Here is a 15,841-nt window from a genome sequence, read left to right as displayed (position 1 = left end):
GTTACCGATTTAGGCTTCGCTGATCAGCGTACCTTCGGCTTCACCCATTACCACGCGACGTAGAGCGCCTGGCTTGTTCATATTGAATACACGGATAGGCATTTTGTGGTCACGAGCCAATGTAAATGCCGCTAAGTCCATTACTTTCAATTCTTTTTCAAGAACTTCACTAAAAGAAAGAGTATCATACAGCTCTGCTTCAGGGTTTGCTACCGGATCAGCAGTAAATACACCATCTACTTTTGTTGCTTTTAGAACTACATCCGCTTCGATTTCAATACCGCGCAAACATGCAGCAGAATCAGTAGTAAAGAATGGATTACCTGTACCTGCAGAGAAGATAACCACACGACCTTGACGCAGTTCGCGAATCGCATCTGCCCAGTTATAGTCGTCACATACACCTTTTAGAGGAATTGCAGACATAACGCGAGCATTCACGTATGCACGGTGAAGCGCATCGCGCATTGCCAGACCGTTCATTACGGTTGCCAACATGCCCATGTGGTCACCCACAACGCGGTTCATACCCGCTTCAGCCAGACCTGCACCACGGAACAAGTTACCACCGCCGATAACCACGCCCACTTGAACACCCAGTTCAACCAGTTCTTTTACTTCTTGAGCCATACGATCCAAGATTGCTGGATCAATACCAAAACCTTCTTCACCTTGAAGTGCTTCACCACTCAGTTTTAACAGGATACGTTGATACGCTGGTTTAGGGTTAGTAGTCATGGAGTTTACCTTCCAAATGAGAGTTGTTGATTAACAGTCATGAATGCATGCTGGAACTATCAGTGTGTATTCATCACGATTAACGCTTCTGTCTTTTTGTCATAAAAAGACCGCAGCCTTGGCTACGGTCTTTTTTTAAGCAATCTACAAAGGATTAACCTTTTTGAGCAGCCGCTACTTCTTCAGCGAAGCTCATTTCTTCAGCTTTCTCGATACCTTCACCAACTTCTAGACGAACGAAGTTAGTTACTGAAGCGCCTTTCTCTTTAAGAATTTCGCCAACAGATTTCTTAGGTTCCATAACGAAAGCTTGACCAGTCAGAGAGATTTCGCCCGTGAATTTCTTCATACGACCAACAACCATTTTCTCTGCGATTTCAGCAGGCTTGCCTTCGTTCATTGCGATTTCAACTTGAACCGCTTTCTCTTTTTCTACTACGTCAGCAGGTACGTCTTCTGGGTTAACGTACTCTGGACGAGAAGCTGCAACGTGCATTGCAACGTGCTTAAGAGTTTCTGCGTCGCCTTCACCAGCAACAACAACACCGATTTTCTCACCGTGACGGTAAGCAGCCAGTGCAGCACCTTCAACGTATTGTACGCGACGGATGTTTACGTTTTCGCCGATTTTAGCAACTAGAGCAACACGAGTTTCCTCGAATTGAGCTTGTAGTTCTTCTGCAGTAGCTTTAGAAGCAAGAGCCGCTTCAGCAACTTCGTTAGCAAAAGCTGTGAAGTTTGCATCTTTAGCAACGAAGTCAGTCTGACAGTTAACTTCAAGAAGAGCAGCAACGCCGTCAGCTTCTTTGATGATAATTGTACCTTCAGCAGCTACGTTACCTGCTTTCTTAGCAGCTTTAGCAGCACCTGATTTACGCATGTTTTCGATTGCTAGTTCGATGTCGCCGTTAGTTTCGTTCAGCGCTTTCTTACAGTCCATCATGCCTGCGCCAGTGCGGTCGCGCAGTTCTTTAACTAGAGCAGCAGTAACAGCCATTCTCTATTCCTCAGTTGATTCTGGATATGGTAAAAATCAGGGGCTCGATGTCGGCCCCTGATAGTAACTATAACTTAGCTTATATTTAACTTTTGTTGCCTATAAAACTAAGTGTGACTCAGAGCCGCTATTACTCAGCTTCTTCTACGAAACCGTCTTTTTCAGCAGCCGCTGCAGCAACGTCTTGGTTGCGACCTTCGCTTACTGCAGTTGCAGCAGCGTTTAGGTAAAGTTGTACAGCACGGATTGCGTCGTCGTTACCAGGGATAACGAAGTCAACACCATCTGGGTCAGAGTTAGTATCAACAACTGCGTATACAGGGATACCCAGGTTGTTTGCTTCGCGAACTGCGATGTGCTCGTGATCAGCGTCGATTACGAATAGAGCGTCTGGTAGACCACCCATGTCTTTGATACCACCAAGAGATTTCTCTAGCTTCTCCATTTCACGAGTACGCATTAGAGCTTCTTTCTTAGTTAGTTTGTCGAAAGTACCGTCTTGAGACTGTGCTTCAAGATCTTTCAGACGCTTGATTGACTGACGAACAGTTTTGTAGTTCGTAAGCATACCACCCAACCAACGGTTGTTAACGTAGAACTGGTTGCTTGCGATAGCAGCTTCTTTTACAGCTTCAGATGCAGCGCGCTTAGTACCTACGAAAAGAACTTTACCTTTCTTCTCGCCAACTTTGCCTAGCTCAGCTAGTGCATCGTTGAACATTGGTACAGTTTTTTCTAGGTTGATGATATGAACTTTGTTACGAGCACCAAAGATGAATGGCTTCATTTTTGGGTTCCAGTAACGAGTCTGGTGACCGAAGTGAACACCAGCTTTCAGCATATCGCGCATTGATACAGTTGCCATTTTAAATTCCTCTATGGGGTTAGGCCTCCACATACCCCATGCGTCCGACTCAACTTCTTATATCTAAGTAAGTGAGCACCCCGGATCATGTGTCGGTACGTGTGTGATTTAAGAAATAGTTTGTTGGAGCCAAAAGCAGCTTCGCCAATGGAGAGAACTGATCTTGATTCCGGCGCGCTTTATACCATAAAAGCGGCGAGTAAAGCTAGTAATAAATTCTCTGACTGAATGATACAAACCGTCTTTGAGACTTGGCTTTACATAACATCTTCCAGAGAAAGATTCTGGTCACACTCCATTAGGGGAAATGAATGCAATTGCGCTGCTCAATAGTGGCTGAATCTAGCATCTTGAACTAGTTTGGGTATAAAATGCTGCGATTGCATTTATGAGTTTGAGAAAATCAATGTCCATTAAAATTAAAACTGCAGAAGAAATCGAGAAAATGCGCGTTGCAGGCAAGCTTGCCGCTAGTGTTCTTGAAATGATTGAGCCACATGTCAAACCTGGGGTAACAACCGAAGAACTGGATCGCATTTGCCACGATTACATTCTGGAAAACAACGCTTACCCTGCTCCATTGGACTACCACGGTTTTCCGAAATCTATCTGCACATCGATCAATCACATTGTTTGCCATGGCATTCCAGCCTCTGTTGACGAAGTAGGCTCTACTGGTAAAGGAAAGCCTGCGGTATTGAAAGACGGTGACGTCATCAATATCGACATCACTGTTATTGTTCCAGACGACAAAGACACCGACTTAAGTGTTCGTCCAAAAGGCTACCACGGCGACAGCTCTCGCATGTTCTATGTTGGCGAAGTGTCTCCTGCGGATAAGCGCCTTTGTACCGTAACTCAAGAAGCACTATATGTAGCAATGAGAAAAGTTAAACCTGGTGCAACAGTGGGAGATTTAGGAACAGCTATCGATAAATTCATCAAGGATAACAATAAAAAGAATCCTCGAATGAAGTACTCCATTGTTAAAGATTTCTGCGGTCATGGCATTGGCAGCGAGTTCCACGAAGAACCACAAGTTGTTCATTACAAAAACACCGATAACCGTAAGTTGAAAGAAGGCATGTGCTTCACCATCGAACCTATGATCAACGCAGGTAAATTTGGTTGTAGCGTAGACTCTGAAGATGACTGGACAGTTTACACAGGTGATGGCAAAAACTCGGCGCAGTGGGAACATACTATTCTCGTAACCAAAACTGGTTGTGAGGTTCTGACACTACGCAGTGATGACACGATTCCCCGAATTATGAAGAACGTATAATTCAAAAATCCCAGCCTGGCTGGGATTTTTCTTTTCTATACATCGAAAACTTTAAGCTCAGTTGTTACAGTTAAGACAACAGTAGTTTGCACGGACCGCATGGATGACCTTTCAATCCCCTCTTACGCTAAAAAACGAATCAATGAATCTGGAGAGTCTACGTAACGAGCTCGACACTTTCTCTGAATATCAAAAGAACGAATTTCTTGCCCATCACCCGGTAACAGATCTGGTTCTAGGTCGAAGTGAATACATGGACATGTTACTCACACGTTTATGGGAACATTACGCATTCGATAAAGTGCCAGAGATGAGTTTAGTTGCCGTCGGAGGCTACGGTCGTGGCGAACTCCACCCACTGTCAGACATTGATATTCTGGTTCTCAGCCAATCTACTTTAGACGACTCGGTTAAAACCAAAGTCAGTGAGTTCATTACGCTGCTTTGGGATTTGCGTATGGAAGTGGGTCATAGTGTAAGAACTGTCGAAGAATGTAAGGAAGTGGGTAAAGATGATCTCACCGTCGCCACCAACTTACAGGAAGCGCGGCTGATCTGTGGCTGTGAAGACAGCTTTCACAAACTCAAGCTTTTGATTCACTCTGAATCGTTCTGGCCCAGCGAAGTTTTTTACCAAGCCAAACTGCAGGAGCAAAAAGAACGTCATGCTCGCTACCACGACACCACCTACAATCTGGAGCCAGACATCAAATCCAGCCCAGGTGGTCTGCGAGACATTCACACCCTCAGTTGGGTAGCAAGGCGTCACTTTGGTGCCACATCTTTGTTCGAAATGAGCCGATACGGCTTTTTAACCGATGCCGAGTATCGGGAGCTGCTTGAGTGTCAGGATTTTCTATGGCGCGTTAGATTTGCCCTTCATATTGAACTGAAACGCTATGACAACCGCCTGACCTTTGCTCACCAGTTACAGGTAGCCGAACACTTGGGTTTCTCTGGTGAAGGCAATAAACCGATCGAAATGATGATGAAAGAGTTCTATCGAACGCTTAGACGCGTAGCAGAGCTCAATAAGATGCTTCTTAAATTGTTTGATCAGGCGATCATCAATAAGGGGGAGCAACTTCCGGCAGAGATTTTAGACGACGACTTCCAGCGCCGGGGTCCACTCATCGAAGCAAGGAAACCCGCCCTGTTTCAGGCTCGACCAGAAACCATTCTGGATATGTTTCTGCATATCGCTAATGACTCTTCTATTGAAGGAGTCGCACCAGCAACCATGCGCCAGTTGCGCACGGCACGGCGAAGACTGAATAAATTTCTGCATACCATTCCTGAAGCGCGTGAAAAGTTTATGGATTTGGTGCGCCACCCCAACGCCCTACACAAAGCATTCAGCTTAATGCACCGTTTAGGCGTAATGTCAGCGTATCTGCCGCAATGGAGTCAGATTGTCGGGCAAATGCAGTTTGACCTGTTCCACGTGTACACAGTAGACGAGCACAGTATCCGACTGCTAAAACACATCCACACCTTTAGCTTTGCCAAAAACCACGCTAAACACCCTATTTGTTGTGAAGTGTATCCTCGTATCCAGAAGAAAGAGCTGTTGATTCTTGCCGCGATATTCCACGACATTGGCAAAGGCAGAGGCGGCGATCACTCAGAAATTGGCGCTGTTGAAGCCTACGATTTCTGTATTGAACACGGGCTATCTAAACCAGAAGCCAAATTGGTGTCATGGCTGGTTAAACATCACCTATTGATGTCAGTAACGGCACAACGTCGTGATATCTATGATCCTGAAGTGGTCACCGGGTTTGCTAAAAAAGTACGCGACGAAGAGTATCTCGAATTTCTGGTGTGTCTGACAGTTGCAGACATCTGCGCTACCAACCCTGAACTCTGGAACAGTTGGAAACGGACTTTGCTCGCAGAGCTATTCTATTCCACTCAACGTGCGCTAAGACGTGGGTTAGAAAACCCCGTTGATGTGCGAGAACGTATCCGTCACAACCAGCACCTCGCATCAGCAATTCTACGCAAAGAAGGCTTCACCCCTAGGGAAATCGAGGTGCTCTGGCAGCGATTTAAAGCCGATTACTTCCTTCGACACACCCACAAGCAAATTGCCTGGCATGGTGAGCACTTATTAAGACTGGAATCCAAAGAACAGCCATTGGTATTACTCAGTGAGAAGCCAACACGTGGTGGAACCGAAGTGTTCATATACTCTCCAGACCTGCCAAATCTGTTTGCCAATGTCGCAGGTGAGCTAGACAGAAGAAATTTCAGCATCCACGATGCTCAGGTCATGACCAGCAAAGACGGCTACGCACTGGATACCTTTATGGTGCTGGATCAGCACGGTAAACCCATTGAAGAAAATCGCCACGCTACCGTCGTCAAACAATTACAAAGCGTTCTGGATGAGACAAGCTCCGCAACTAAAGTACGGCGTACACCTCGCCAATTGATGCACTTCAATGTGAAGACCAAAGTCGATTTCATACCAACCAAAACCAAAAAGCGCACGCTGATGGAGTTTGTCGCTCTGGATACGCCCGGGCTACTCGCCAATGTGGGAGCGACTTTCGCGGATCTGAACATTAACCTGCACGCAGCAAAAATCACCACCATAGGTGAGCGAGCAGAAGATTTGTTTATCCTCACTTCACCAAATGGTGGTCCTTTGAGCGAAGAAGAACAAGCAGAGCTAAAATCCAAGCTGAAAGAAAGCGTTAGCGAACTTCAGTCTCACTAACCAATCGCATAATGGGCGAGATCCGGTATATCGCGATCTCGTCCACAAACCTCTGAAAATCCCTCTGTCCGACCTATCAATAGCTGCTAAAGTTGAACAGTACTCAACCAACCGACGATGTTCTTTACTCCAATTGAACAAAAGGGTTGGCACTACCATTCAACGGCTATCACGAGGTGCTCTATGTATCCAAACCTCACTGGGTTAGGTATTCAGGACCCAAAACAGATCGAACGTTACTCCTTACGCCAGGAAGCACAAAAAGACGTACTTAAGATTTATTTCAAAAAACAGAAAGGCGAGCTATTTGCCAAAAGCGTTAAGTTTAAATACCCAAGGCAACGCAAGAATGTTCTGGTCGACAGTGGCAGCCACCAGTACAAAGAAGTCACTGAAATCAACCGTAACCTTACTTTGGTGATTGATGAACTGAACACCATTACGAAACCAGAAAAACTGGTCGAAGTGGACGTGAAAGAGAAAATCCTGTCGGATTTACGACACCTAGAAAAAGTCGTATCCAGTAAGATCGCTGAGATCGAAGCGGATCTGGAAAAGCTTAAATAGCAATTCAATTTAGTGAATTAAAAAAGGGAGTCTAGCTCCCTTTTCTGTTTTTATCCCAAGCTAAGGTTTTTATCCCTTTTTCTCAAAAAGCGTTTTCCAGCCAAACTCTGAAAGCAGCCTGTTCCACACTTCATCAAATGGTGCCTTTAACACAAGAGGCTCATTAGTGAATGGATGAACAAATTCCAGTTCAGACGCGTGAAGCAGTAAACGGTGCGAATCATAATGCTCCCGGAATAATCGATTGTGCTTACCATCTCCGTGAGAGGTGTCTCCAACGATTGGGTGCCTTAAGTGTGCCATATGGCGGCGCAACTGATGCTTGCGACCCGTTTTGGGCTTCATTTCCACCAAACCGTATCGCGTCGTCGGAAATCGCCCGGTGGAATGTGGCACTTCCACTTTACCAAGAGGAAGATAATCGGTTATCGCACTCTGCGCTTCCTTGTCTTTGTCGGCAAACTTATCGGCGATTTTATCCAGCTCTTCTTTAAGCGGATAATCCAGTGTATCCCCTTCTTCAATCCAGCCTCGGACGATGGCGTGATAGGTTTTCTGCATATCGTGATTGGCAAACATCGGGGATACTTCAGACGCCACTTCACTTGAAAGCGCGAACACCAGTACTCCGGAAGTCGGCCTGTCCAGGCGATGCAGAGGAAACACATGCTGACCAATCTGATCGCGCAGAGTCTGCATCACGAATTGGGTTTCGTGTTTGTCGAGCCATGAGCGATGCACCAGAATTCCGGCAGGTTTATTGACCGCGACCAGATACTCATCTTGAAATAAAATCTCTAACACGATGAAAACGCCTTATCGATGGCTGAAACAGCTGCTAACACTTTTGCTTTACTCTCATCGTCTTTCCAGACTTCTTCAAAATAGGGAGACAACTCAAACCCGGTTGGTAACGTCTGCCCCGCAAGAATCAACGCTTCAATACGGACAATAAACACCCACTGAAGCCATTGATGCGGCTCTAAAGTGTCATACGCAAAAGGCTGGTCACTAGACAGTGCCTGAGAAGATGGTGGTGTGCTTTCCCATAACGCTTGTTGTTGAAGTGCACTTTTCAGATTCTCGATATGTGTCGAGATTTGAACGGTATTCATGAATTTCGATTCGGTGGACCTTGAAAATTGCCCATAGAGTACCATCTATTGGCTAAAGACATATAGGATAACAAGCTAGTCCATGGATACCATTCATACTCTTACCCAACTCCTGACCAACAGTCATTGTGAATACCAGGTCTTTGACTTGGGACGACGCATCACTCAAATCGACCCTCAGGCTTTCTCAAAGGTCGAGGTAGGTCAGCAAGCTTACCCATATCCAATGCAGAGAAAAGCACACCTTGCCATTGCTTATTGGAACGAGGCGAAACAACCTTGGATCTGGTTTCTAAAATTTGATTTGGATGAACGTGGATTGCTCAAGCAGTCAGACACCGGCAATTTCATTAAATACGTTATTGAAGCCATGGGGACACGTTTGGGTGGAGAGCTAAGTGAAGAGCAACAGGACAAGCTTTCGCAAAACCCATACACCTTCAAACCTTCGGAAGACAAAATGGCGGTATTCCATAGTCAGGTACGTGCTTCTCTGACCATGCCAACCAGCCAATACTACGAGCATGCTCAACACTACTTCACTGGTGGATTGGGTTGGGAAAACTGGCAAACCATTGGTCTTCAGGGGATCGCAGATATTTGCGCGCGCCTGAATGCCGAACAAAATGGTGTGATGCTAAGAAAAGCCATCAGGAATCTGCCTAATGAACCGCTTTATGCACTACTTGGTGTCCTTGAACATTGTGACTTGCCAGAGAAGTTAGGCACCACGCTGGAAGAAAAAGCGCTGGAACAGTGTCATTCGGATAACCCTGACCTTTTCTTACTCTCAGCGCTTGTCCGGGCACTTTCAGGATCCGTTGATTCACTGAACAAAGTGGTCGATGAAGTGTTAAAAAGCCCAAGGCTAAGCCACCAGGAAGTCCTCATTGGAATAGCAGGAAGAAGTTGGGCGGCTTTAGCGGATACCAACCGGGCAGGTCAATTTTTATTGAGACTGGCACAAACCAGCAACCAAGGGCTATTTAACCAGCTTTTTGCTGACTTAGTTATGCTTCCTGAATTAAGAATGGTATTGCTTCCGCTGCTTCACAATGCTCCTTCACCAGAGCTGGCTGACGCTCTCATCAAATTACAGCAAAGCACTCGCACCCAGTAAGTGGCTCAAAGGACTGAATAATGATAGGAAATCTGTTCGCAATTATATTGGTGACTCTGTTCTGCTTACTCTTCTGGCAACAACGAAGGCAGTCAGAGCTGGCCAAGCAAATGGTGGCACATCGCTGTAAACAACTTGAAATCCAAGTACTCTCGGTGTCGTTCAAAGGGCATAGATTTCGCCATAAATCAGGCAAAATTGGCTGGCATACGGTGTATCAGTTTGAATTTTCGTCACTTGGAGACGATTACTACATCGGGGAGCTGACTATGGTGGGGTTCCACGCAAGCCACTTCGACATTCCCCCTTACCGGATGTAAGTAACCTGAACTCAAGATAAGTCACAATTTTCGGACAAAAGAAAAGCCCCGATACTTCGTATCGGGGCTGTAGTCTTACTCGCAGCAATCCGGCTACTATAGGTGCTCCATGCATCAAATCCTTGATAGTATGCTGTGTCCTTCAGCTTAATCCTTTCATCGCCATCCTAGCGGTGTCCATGATCCTATCCTGATCTGCTAACCTTCCTGATTAGCGCACTCACTTGTTCCTTGAGCGGTGTCCCTTACATCATCCTGATGTTTGTTCCCTGCCTCAGTCCTGAGGTGTCCATCGTCTTTCCTTAGTCGTCATCTTCCTGATAACGATTGAGTCCATTCAATGTCCGTTCGCTCCATGCTGATCATTCATCCTGAATAACCAAATCTTCATCCTGAAGATAACCAGTCCGTGGATGTTTCCTGTTCCGTGTCAGAATCCTTCCGACAGGGAACAGATTACGTTTATCTCGAATTCGAACAACTTAACTGGCTCACATTTTTATTTGAGAATAAATCGCATAAATTAAATAATTATTTAAGAACAATAAGATAGAAATTCAACTCAATGATTCCCTAATATTAAAAGCAAACATCTCCTACACAGCTTGTAAGAGATCTCTCACAAGCTAATGAGCAAATAACTAGAGCCACTGACAAAAGACTCAAAGAAAAATACGTGCTGGCGCACACTTCTCGCCATGACCAATTAGATATATCATTAGCTCAGAAATTTTAAGGAATCCGACATGAAAACTCAGGACATCACTGCCGAACTAGAAGCCGTTATTCAGTCTCTCGCTGATCAGGGAAAAGAGCCCACTGTGGCGCTTGTCAAAGCAAGATTAAAATCGACAGTTCCTATGCCAGCCATCATCGCCACAATCAAAAGCTGGAAAGCCTCTGCGCGAGTACCGAAAGTGGAAGTAGGTATAAAAGAGGCGTCCAGTGATGCCCGTATCGCGGCATTAGAAGAACAGGTTGCTGAGTTAACGAAAAGACTAGAAGCACTGGAGAAATCAGCAGAATGAAGATATGGGTAGATGCGGACGCTTGCCCGAAGGTTATCCGCGAAACATTAACACGGGCTGCTGAGCGAACAGGGATAACCACCACTTTTGTGGCTAACCACAGTATTCCTCTTCCTAAACGTAACAACATCCATATGCTACAGGTATCGAGCGGCTTCGATATTGCCGATAATGAAATAGTCCAACGAGTGGAAGAGGGCGATCTGGTGATTACTGCAGATATCCCGTTAGCCGATGAGGTAATACAGAAAAACGGGCAGGCACTCAGCCCAAGAGGGGAACTTTACACTCGGGATACCATTAAAGCGCGGCTTAACATTCGAGATTTTATGGATACCATGCGATCCAGTGGAATTCAGACGGGCGGACCGGCTGCTCTTTCTCAAACTGAAAGGCGTGAATTTGCCAATCACTTAGACAGAATCATCGCTAAAAGTAAGTGATCTGAACATACTGAAGTAAAGCTAAGGAGCGGTGAATCAATTCCCGCTCCCCCAACCTACTCAGTCTTTAAAATCCCACGACAAATTGCTCACCAACATGCACTCATCGCATTTAAAGTCGAAGACGCCGTGTATAGGCTCTTCCAGCTTCCAGTCGCCACCACAAGTCGGGCACTTTCTTGCTAACTCTTCTTCTTTGCTTTTGCCACCGACACGGTAGATGTATAGATAAGTTGGAATTCCACTCACTACTTTGAGTCGTCGGCATAAATCCCACCCACGTCGAAACAGTAAGCTCTTGCTGGATGAAATTTCGTACAAGGAAGGATGCTCTACTACAGAGCCATTCATCTGAAGCTGGTCACACGCGCTCCAGTCTTCCTGCCATTTAATGATCTGCTTCTGGTCACCATTCGCAACCGGGGGTAACCGATACAATGGAACTGGCTGAAACTGCTCACCACATCGAATTGGAGAGCATGTATGTAAATAGCTGGTATACAAAATCTGCCATTCTCTCTCAATGCAATCCGCACTGGGGTCCGAATTCATATCCTCACCCAGTACCCGAACTTTAGGTTGCAGCAATCCAAAATCAGCCAGCTGGCTGATAGCGTGTTTTACCTGCGCACTATGAAAATCTGGGTGTAAGCTGTTTGATTCCGGGCAGACTACACGAGCAGTAAAGACGGCACCATCCATATGTACGGGAAGTTCACGTCCTAGCACCTGCCCGTTATACCTCAAGCAATCCAAAACGTAGTTGATCGCTTTTTCTACCTCTCCCATAGAGGTATCCCGGTACACTTCAAATGAAAGCTCAGTGATGTACATGGTTTATTCTTGCTCCACAACAGGGGTTAGCTGAGACAAGAATTCCTCAACGGACGGAGCTAAAATGTCACGCTGTGATGTTCCAAGCCGTTCAAAGATGACTTCACCAGTAATGTTGCATATGGAGATAACGTCCATTTCTGCTGACGTAGAGCCAATGAAAACGGTGGGTTTCAGTTTAAGGCGACGCTGCATGACCAGATGACCAAGAATGTTTTCCTGCAAACGAACGAAATCTTCTTCGCTCCACACCTGAAGTAACGTAAGAGGCTTTCCATCCCAAAGTGCCTCCATGTCCCCGCAAAACTGACAGCTATAAAACGCTTTAATGTCTTCATGCAATGTGAGCTCGATGCCATTTTCTACATTGGTGAAATCAGCCCAGCTGTCACGATACACAGGTCGCCACTCCACATAGTCTTCACCTTGTTTCTCAATGCATGGTGAAGGAATACCTGCCAGCTCTTCACTTTGAGGGAAACTAGAACGTTCTTCATTCCACTGCGAAAGGTAGCGTTCGCTGAAAGACTTTAAGGCGTGTGCAACATTTTGAGACATTGATTGCTCCTGGATATCTTCTGTCCTGTACCTTGGCGGATGACAGAATAAGAGGGATTAAGTAAACTTCGGGGTATTCTAATCGATCTTTTAAAGTAAGTATGAGCAAATATTCGAACGCCGAAGAGCTGGCTAGTTTGACTCTGGGTCAGAAAACAGAGTACAGCAGCCAATACGACCCTTCCCTGTTGCAAGGCGTTCCCCGAAGCCTGAACCGTGACGACATTCAACTTACCGGTGAGCTACCGTTTGTTGGTGTGGACATCTGGACCCTTTATGAGCTGTCTTGGTTGAATCGTAACGGGCTTCCTCAAGTGGCGGTAGGTGAAGTGATGTTGCCTGCTACCAGCCCTAACCTTGTTGAATCCAAGTCATTCAAGCTTTACTTGAACAGCTACAACCAGACTCAGTTTGATAGCTGGGAGCAGGTACAGGCTTCTTTAGTTAAAGATTTGTCTGAATGTGCAGGTGAACCTGTTGAAGTTGTCATTAATCCCGTTTCACATTATGACAACCAACCTATTGTCAGCTTGCAAGGCGAATGCATCGATGATCAGGACATAAAAATCGAAAGTTACGAATTTGACCCTGAGTTACTACGCAACGCATCGTCAGACGAGATGGTCACAGAAACACTGGTCAGTAACCTGCTTAAGTCCAACTGTTTGATCACAAATCAGCCCGACTGGGGAAGTGTTTCGATCGAGTACACTGGAAGTCGTATCGATCGCGAAGCTTTACTCCGATACCTGGTTTCTTTCCGAGAGCACAATGAATTCCACGAGCAATGTGTAGAACGCATCTTCACGGATATTCAGAAGTATTGCGCCCCAACTTCTCTGACGGTATTTGCCCGATACACGAGACGTGGCGGATTGGACATCAATCCTTACCGCTCAACGGAACAGTCGAAGCCGGACAACAACCTGCGACTCGCAAGACAATAAAATAAGCCAAAGCCTGGAGTACAAAGGAATGAAATTTTTTGGTTGGTCTGCGCTATTTTTTGCTATTTTTCTGCAAAGTCAGACCGCATTGGCAAAAATCTACACATCGCCCATTCTCAGTGATGCCGCCAATTTGGTGGAGATCGACCCGAAAAAATCCAAGCAAATTGCCACCAAGTTTCTCAGTCAGCGTAAGCTGACTGACGCTTCGCCTAAAGGACCTTCCGCGTTACCACGGGAAGACACCGATAACTCTCTGAGAACGCCAAGCAGCAGTATAGATGCCCTGCAAATACTTGCTCATTCCGAATTGCTACTTGGTGACCCCAGAACGGCGTTCCTTCACTTAGAAAACGCAGAACGGCTCGCAGGCAACTATGATCTGCCGCTGATTGCACTTGAAACTCAGCTTATGCGGGCTGAGCTTCTATGGTTACAAACCAATGATTTGAAAAAAGTCTTTCCTATAGTTCAAAGAATTGAGCAGGCATTGCTGCAACCAATGACTTCTTCAAGCTTGGTCACTAGCCTGCAATATCGACTGGCGATGATCAAAGGCGAAATCGCCTCTGTTAATGGCAACCGAGTTGATGCTGAACTGGAATACAAAACAGCGTCTGAAATATTGGCGAAAGTGACCAAAATTGACACTATCATTAATTATCACATTGAAGTGGGAAAACATTACTTACGATATAAATCTTACGACCTTGCTTTAACAGAATTACTTACCGGCTATTGGATGGCCATTGAAAAAGATCAAAGCCAGGAATTAGCCAAAGCAAACTACCAACTTGCACAGCTTTTTAAGCAACGCCAGGTGTTAGACAAAGCGTTAGAGCATTTATCCCGAGCTGCCGATTTCTATCGAAATTTTGAACAATCGCTGGTACTTGGCGACGTTTTAAAGCAGATGGCGGATATTTATTTTCTTCAAGGGAAATACAATCTCGCACTTGTAAGATATTTTAACGTACTCGATCATGAATACTTCGCTCGTGATATTCACGATGTGATTGAATTAAGATTAAGCATTGCTGACACTTATTTACAACTGTTTAACTTCACGTTAGCTGAGCAATATTTAGACAAAGCCAAAAATCTTGTCAATTACACCCAAATAAAACCATTAAAAGCGCGCACATTATTACTTACTGCCAGTTTGGCACTGCAACAGGAACAAACTGCAAAAGCATTATCAAATGCTCGAAATGCACTCGCAATAGGTCAAGATTTATCCGATAACTTTATTTTATTACAATCTTATCGGGTGCTATCCGCTGCATATGAGCAAAATGGAGAATTTATTGAATCATTAAATGCGCTGAAGAAATTTTCGATACTGAACGCCAACCAACAAAAACGTCTGAATGAAATAAACGAAGACGTATTAAAGCAGCAAAAAGACATCATTGAACAATCTTTACACTACAAAGGATTGGAAGGTGAGCTAAAAGTCGCTCAGCAAGAATTTCGAAAATTTCAGAACACAGCATTTGGTTTATTTATAATTACGGTACTGCTGGTTCTATTTGTTTTGCGTCGTGGCTACATTATTGACAAACTAAAAAATGAAGTAAAAAGTCTGCGACAAGATTTATATACACACGCGCGTTCGGGTCTTAGAAACTTGAGACTGCTGAATAAGAAATTGCAAAACTCATTAGCCAGAAGTAGCGCAACTTACGAACAATGGCAATTGGGTGAGCTTATCAATGAACCTTTCAGCGATCGTTTGAGGTTCGTGATGTTTGACCTGCCATTTCTCCGTAACACCTATCTTGAATTAGGCTATCAGTCAGGGCTGGAGCTCGAAAAATCCTTCGGTGATTTTATAAAGTCAAAAATCGAGAAACCCTCTCGTCTCTATCACTTTTCTGACGCCATGTTTCTTTATGTAGAGCCCAATACTAAGACTACCGTCGAACCGCAACATATGTTCGATAAGATTTGCAGCTGGATCTCAGAATTTGAGCCAGAAAGAAAAATATCGCGCAAAGTTCACATAGGTATGGCAGATTATCCATTCTTGCCAAGAGCATATACCGCGATAAATGATCAAGAGCTGATAGATATATTATTACTATCAACAAACTTGGCCCGCGGAATAGAAAAAAATAGCGATGAGAGCCAGTGGGTCTATTTAAGAGCAATTGAAAATGCCCCAGCGGCGAGTTTTGCGACAGATAATATTAGGCTTGCATGTAAGCAAGCATTAAACCAAGGGTTAATAAAAGTCCAATCGTCGTGCCAAAATGAGGATGACATCAAAAAATTGACACTATCCGAGTGATAAGTG

Annotated in this window: 16 protein-coding genes; 9 read left to right on the top strand and 7 right to left on the bottom strand. The window is 45.0% G+C overall.

Translation table 11 applies throughout. From position 1 onward, the window contains the following. Positions 1-9 precede the first annotated feature (9 nt). The 3 genes from pyrH to rpsB all read right to left on the bottom strand — a co-directional run bounded on the left by pyrH (position 10) and on the right by rpsB (position 2,600). Complete coding sequence (gene pyrH / locus QMG91_RS04935; protein ID WP_004406904.1) at positions 10-738, bottom strand: UMP kinase; 729 nt, start codon at positions 736-738, stop codon at positions 10-12. A 154-nt stretch (positions 739-892) separates the two neighbouring features. Beyond that, positions 893-1,735 carry a translation elongation factor Ts gene (gene tsf / locus QMG91_RS04930; protein ID WP_004406903.1) on the bottom strand — a complete coding sequence of 281 codons (843 nt, stop codon included), beginning with the start codon at positions 1,733-1,735 and terminating at the stop codon, positions 893-895. Positions 1,736-1,865: 130 nt separating this feature from the next. Then, positions 1,866-2,600, bottom strand: a complete 735-nt coding sequence (rpsB, locus tag QMG91_RS04925; protein ID WP_004406902.1) for a 30S ribosomal protein S2 — start codon at positions 2,598-2,600, stop codon at positions 1,866-1,868. A 406-nt stretch (positions 2,601-3,006) separates the two neighbouring features. Here rpsB and map point away from each other — a divergent pair, with 406 nt between their 5' ends. From map to QMG91_RS04910, 3 genes are all read left to right on the top strand, one after another. Further along, complete coding sequence (map, locus tag QMG91_RS04920) at positions 3,007-3,885, top strand: type I methionyl aminopeptidase (protein ID WP_022598387.1); 879 nt, start codon at positions 3,007-3,009, stop codon at positions 3,883-3,885. Positions 3,886-3,988: 103 nt separating this feature from the next. Beyond that, positions 3,989-6,610 carry a bifunctional uridylyltransferase/uridylyl-removing protein GlnD gene (gene glnD, locus QMG91_RS04915; protein ID WP_281829226.1) on the top strand — a complete coding sequence of 874 codons (2,622 nt, stop codon included), beginning with the start codon at positions 3,989-3,991 and terminating at the stop codon, positions 6,608-6,610. A 183-nt stretch (positions 6,611-6,793) separates the two neighbouring features. Further along, positions 6,794-7,177, top strand: coding sequence for a DUF3461 family protein (locus QMG91_RS04910; RefSeq protein WP_004399373.1), 384 nt, complete (start codon positions 6,794-6,796; stop codon positions 7,175-7,177). Positions 7,178-7,246: 69 nt separating this feature from the next. Here QMG91_RS04910 and truC read toward each other — a convergent pair whose 3' ends face one another. Beyond that, positions 7,247-7,981 carry a tRNA pseudouridine(65) synthase TruC gene (truC, locus tag QMG91_RS04905; RefSeq protein ID WP_281829224.1) on the bottom strand — a complete coding sequence of 245 codons (735 nt, stop codon included), beginning with the start codon at positions 7,979-7,981 and terminating at the stop codon, positions 7,247-7,249. Next, positions 7,975-8,292, bottom strand: coding sequence for a YqcC family protein (locus QMG91_RS04900; protein ID WP_004399375.1), 318 nt, complete (start codon positions 8,290-8,292; stop codon positions 7,975-7,977). Before QMG91_RS04900 ends, truC begins: the two co-directional genes overlap by 7 nt. 82 nt (positions 8,293-8,374) lie before the next feature. Between QMG91_RS04900 and QMG91_RS04895 the strand changes: the two genes are divergently transcribed. The 4 genes from QMG91_RS04895 to QMG91_RS04880 all read left to right on the top strand — a co-directional run bounded on the left by QMG91_RS04895 (position 8,375) and on the right by QMG91_RS04880 (position 11,203). Beyond that, positions 8,375-9,412 carry a DUF3549 family protein gene (locus QMG91_RS04895; RefSeq protein WP_281829221.1) on the top strand — a complete coding sequence of 346 codons (1,038 nt, stop codon included), beginning with the start codon at positions 8,375-8,377 and terminating at the stop codon, positions 9,410-9,412. Between the two features lie 20 nt (positions 9,413-9,432). Then, positions 9,433-9,732, top strand: coding sequence for a DUF3301 domain-containing protein (locus tag QMG91_RS04890; protein ID WP_004399378.1), 300 nt, complete (start codon positions 9,433-9,435; stop codon positions 9,730-9,732). Positions 9,733-10,478: 746 nt separating this feature from the next. After that, the gene (locus QMG91_RS04885; RefSeq protein ID WP_281829219.1) at positions 10,479-10,760 is read left to right on the top strand and encodes a hypothetical protein; all 282 of its coding nucleotides are present in this window, start codon (positions 10,479-10,481) and stop codon (positions 10,758-10,760) included. Then, positions 10,757-11,203 carry a YaiI/YqxD family protein gene (locus tag QMG91_RS04880; protein ID WP_004399380.1) on the top strand — a complete coding sequence of 149 codons (447 nt, stop codon included), beginning with the start codon at positions 10,757-10,759 and terminating at the stop codon, positions 11,201-11,203. Before QMG91_RS04885 ends, QMG91_RS04880 begins: the two co-directional genes overlap by 4 nt. Before the next feature lie 60 nt (positions 11,204-11,263). On the opposite strand, the gene QMG91_RS04875 is transcribed toward QMG91_RS04880, so the two are convergent. Both QMG91_RS04875 and syd read right to left on the bottom strand, forming a co-directional pair. Further along, the gene (locus QMG91_RS04875) at positions 11,264-12,037 is read right to left on the bottom strand and encodes a Zn-ribbon-containing protein (protein WP_022551292.1); all 774 of its coding nucleotides are present in this window, start codon (positions 12,035-12,037) and stop codon (positions 11,264-11,266) included. 3 nt (positions 12,038-12,040) lie between these two features. Further along, positions 12,041-12,595 carry a SecY-interacting protein gene (syd, locus tag QMG91_RS04870; protein ID WP_022551293.1) on the bottom strand — a complete coding sequence of 185 codons (555 nt, stop codon included), beginning with the start codon at positions 12,593-12,595 and terminating at the stop codon, positions 12,041-12,043. Positions 12,596-12,696: 101 nt separating this feature from the next. Between syd and queF the strand changes: the two genes are divergently transcribed. Both queF and QMG91_RS04860 read left to right on the top strand, forming a co-directional pair. Then, on the top strand, positions 12,697-13,542 hold the full coding sequence (gene queF, locus QMG91_RS04865; protein WP_281829216.1) for an NADPH-dependent 7-cyano-7-deazaguanine reductase QueF: 846 nt from the start codon (positions 12,697-12,699) through the stop codon (positions 13,540-13,542). Positions 13,543-13,570: 28 nt separating this feature from the next. Continuing rightward, entirely contained in the window at positions 13,571-15,835 is a 2,265-nt protein-coding gene (locus QMG91_RS04860; protein ID WP_022597548.1) for a tetratricopeptide repeat protein, read from the top strand. The last annotated feature ends 6 nt before the right edge of the window (positions 15,836-15,841 follow it).

The organism is Vibrio nigripulchritudo (genome assembly GCF_027924785.1).
In the GTDB taxonomy this organism is placed as follows: domain Bacteria; phylum Pseudomonadota; class Gammaproteobacteria; order Enterobacterales; family Vibrionaceae; genus Vibrio; species Vibrio nigripulchritudo.
The sequence above is the reverse complement of the archived record's forward strand: the minus strand, read 5'-3'. Positions and strand labels throughout refer to the sequence as shown.

Bases quoted from the DNA above. Each gene is read 5' to 3' on its own strand.
- pyrH (WP_004406904.1), bottom strand. From the start codon at position 738: ATGACTACTAACCCTAAACCAGCGTATCAACGTATCCTGTTAAAACTG.
- tsf (WP_004406903.1), bottom strand. From the start codon at position 1,735: ATGGCTGTTACTGCTGCTCTAGTTAAAGAACTGCGCGACCGCACTGGC.
- rpsB (WP_004406902.1), bottom strand. From the start codon at position 2,600: ATGGCAACTGTATCAATGCGCGATATGCTGAAAGCTGGTGTTCACTTC.
- map (WP_022598387.1), top strand. From the start codon at position 3,007: ATGTCCATTAAAATTAAAACTGCAGAAGAAATCGAGAAAATGCGCGTT.
- glnD (WP_281829226.1), top strand. From the start codon at position 3,989: ATGACCTTTCAATCCCCTCTTACGCTAAAAAACGAATCAATGAATCTG.
- QMG91_RS04910 (WP_004399373.1), top strand. From the start codon at position 6,794: ATGTATCCAAACCTCACTGGGTTAGGTATTCAGGACCCAAAACAGATC.
- QMG91_RS04900 (WP_004399375.1), bottom strand. From the start codon at position 8,292: ATGAATACCGTTCAAATCTCGACACATATCGAGAATCTGAAAAGTGCA.
- QMG91_RS04895 (WP_281829221.1), top strand. From the start codon at position 8,375: ATGGATACCATTCATACTCTTACCCAACTCCTGACCAACAGTCATTGT.
- QMG91_RS04890 (WP_004399378.1), top strand. From the start codon at position 9,433: ATGATAGGAAATCTGTTCGCAATTATATTGGTGACTCTGTTCTGCTTA.
- QMG91_RS04885 (WP_281829219.1), top strand. From the start codon at position 10,479: ATGAAAACTCAGGACATCACTGCCGAACTAGAAGCCGTTATTCAGTCT.
- QMG91_RS04880 (WP_004399380.1), top strand. From the start codon at position 10,757: ATGAAGATATGGGTAGATGCGGACGCTTGCCCGAAGGTTATCCGCGAA.
- QMG91_RS04875 (WP_022551292.1), bottom strand. From the start codon at position 12,037: ATGTACATCACTGAGCTTTCATTTGAAGTGTACCGGGATACCTCTATG.
- syd (WP_022551293.1), bottom strand. From the start codon at position 12,595: ATGTCTCAAAATGTTGCACACGCCTTAAAGTCTTTCAGCGAACGCTAC.
- queF (WP_281829216.1), top strand. From the start codon at position 12,697: ATGAGCAAATATTCGAACGCCGAAGAGCTGGCTAGTTTGACTCTGGGT.
- QMG91_RS04860 (WP_022597548.1), top strand. From the start codon at position 13,571: ATGAAATTTTTTGGTTGGTCTGCGCTATTTTTTGCTATTTTTCTGCAA.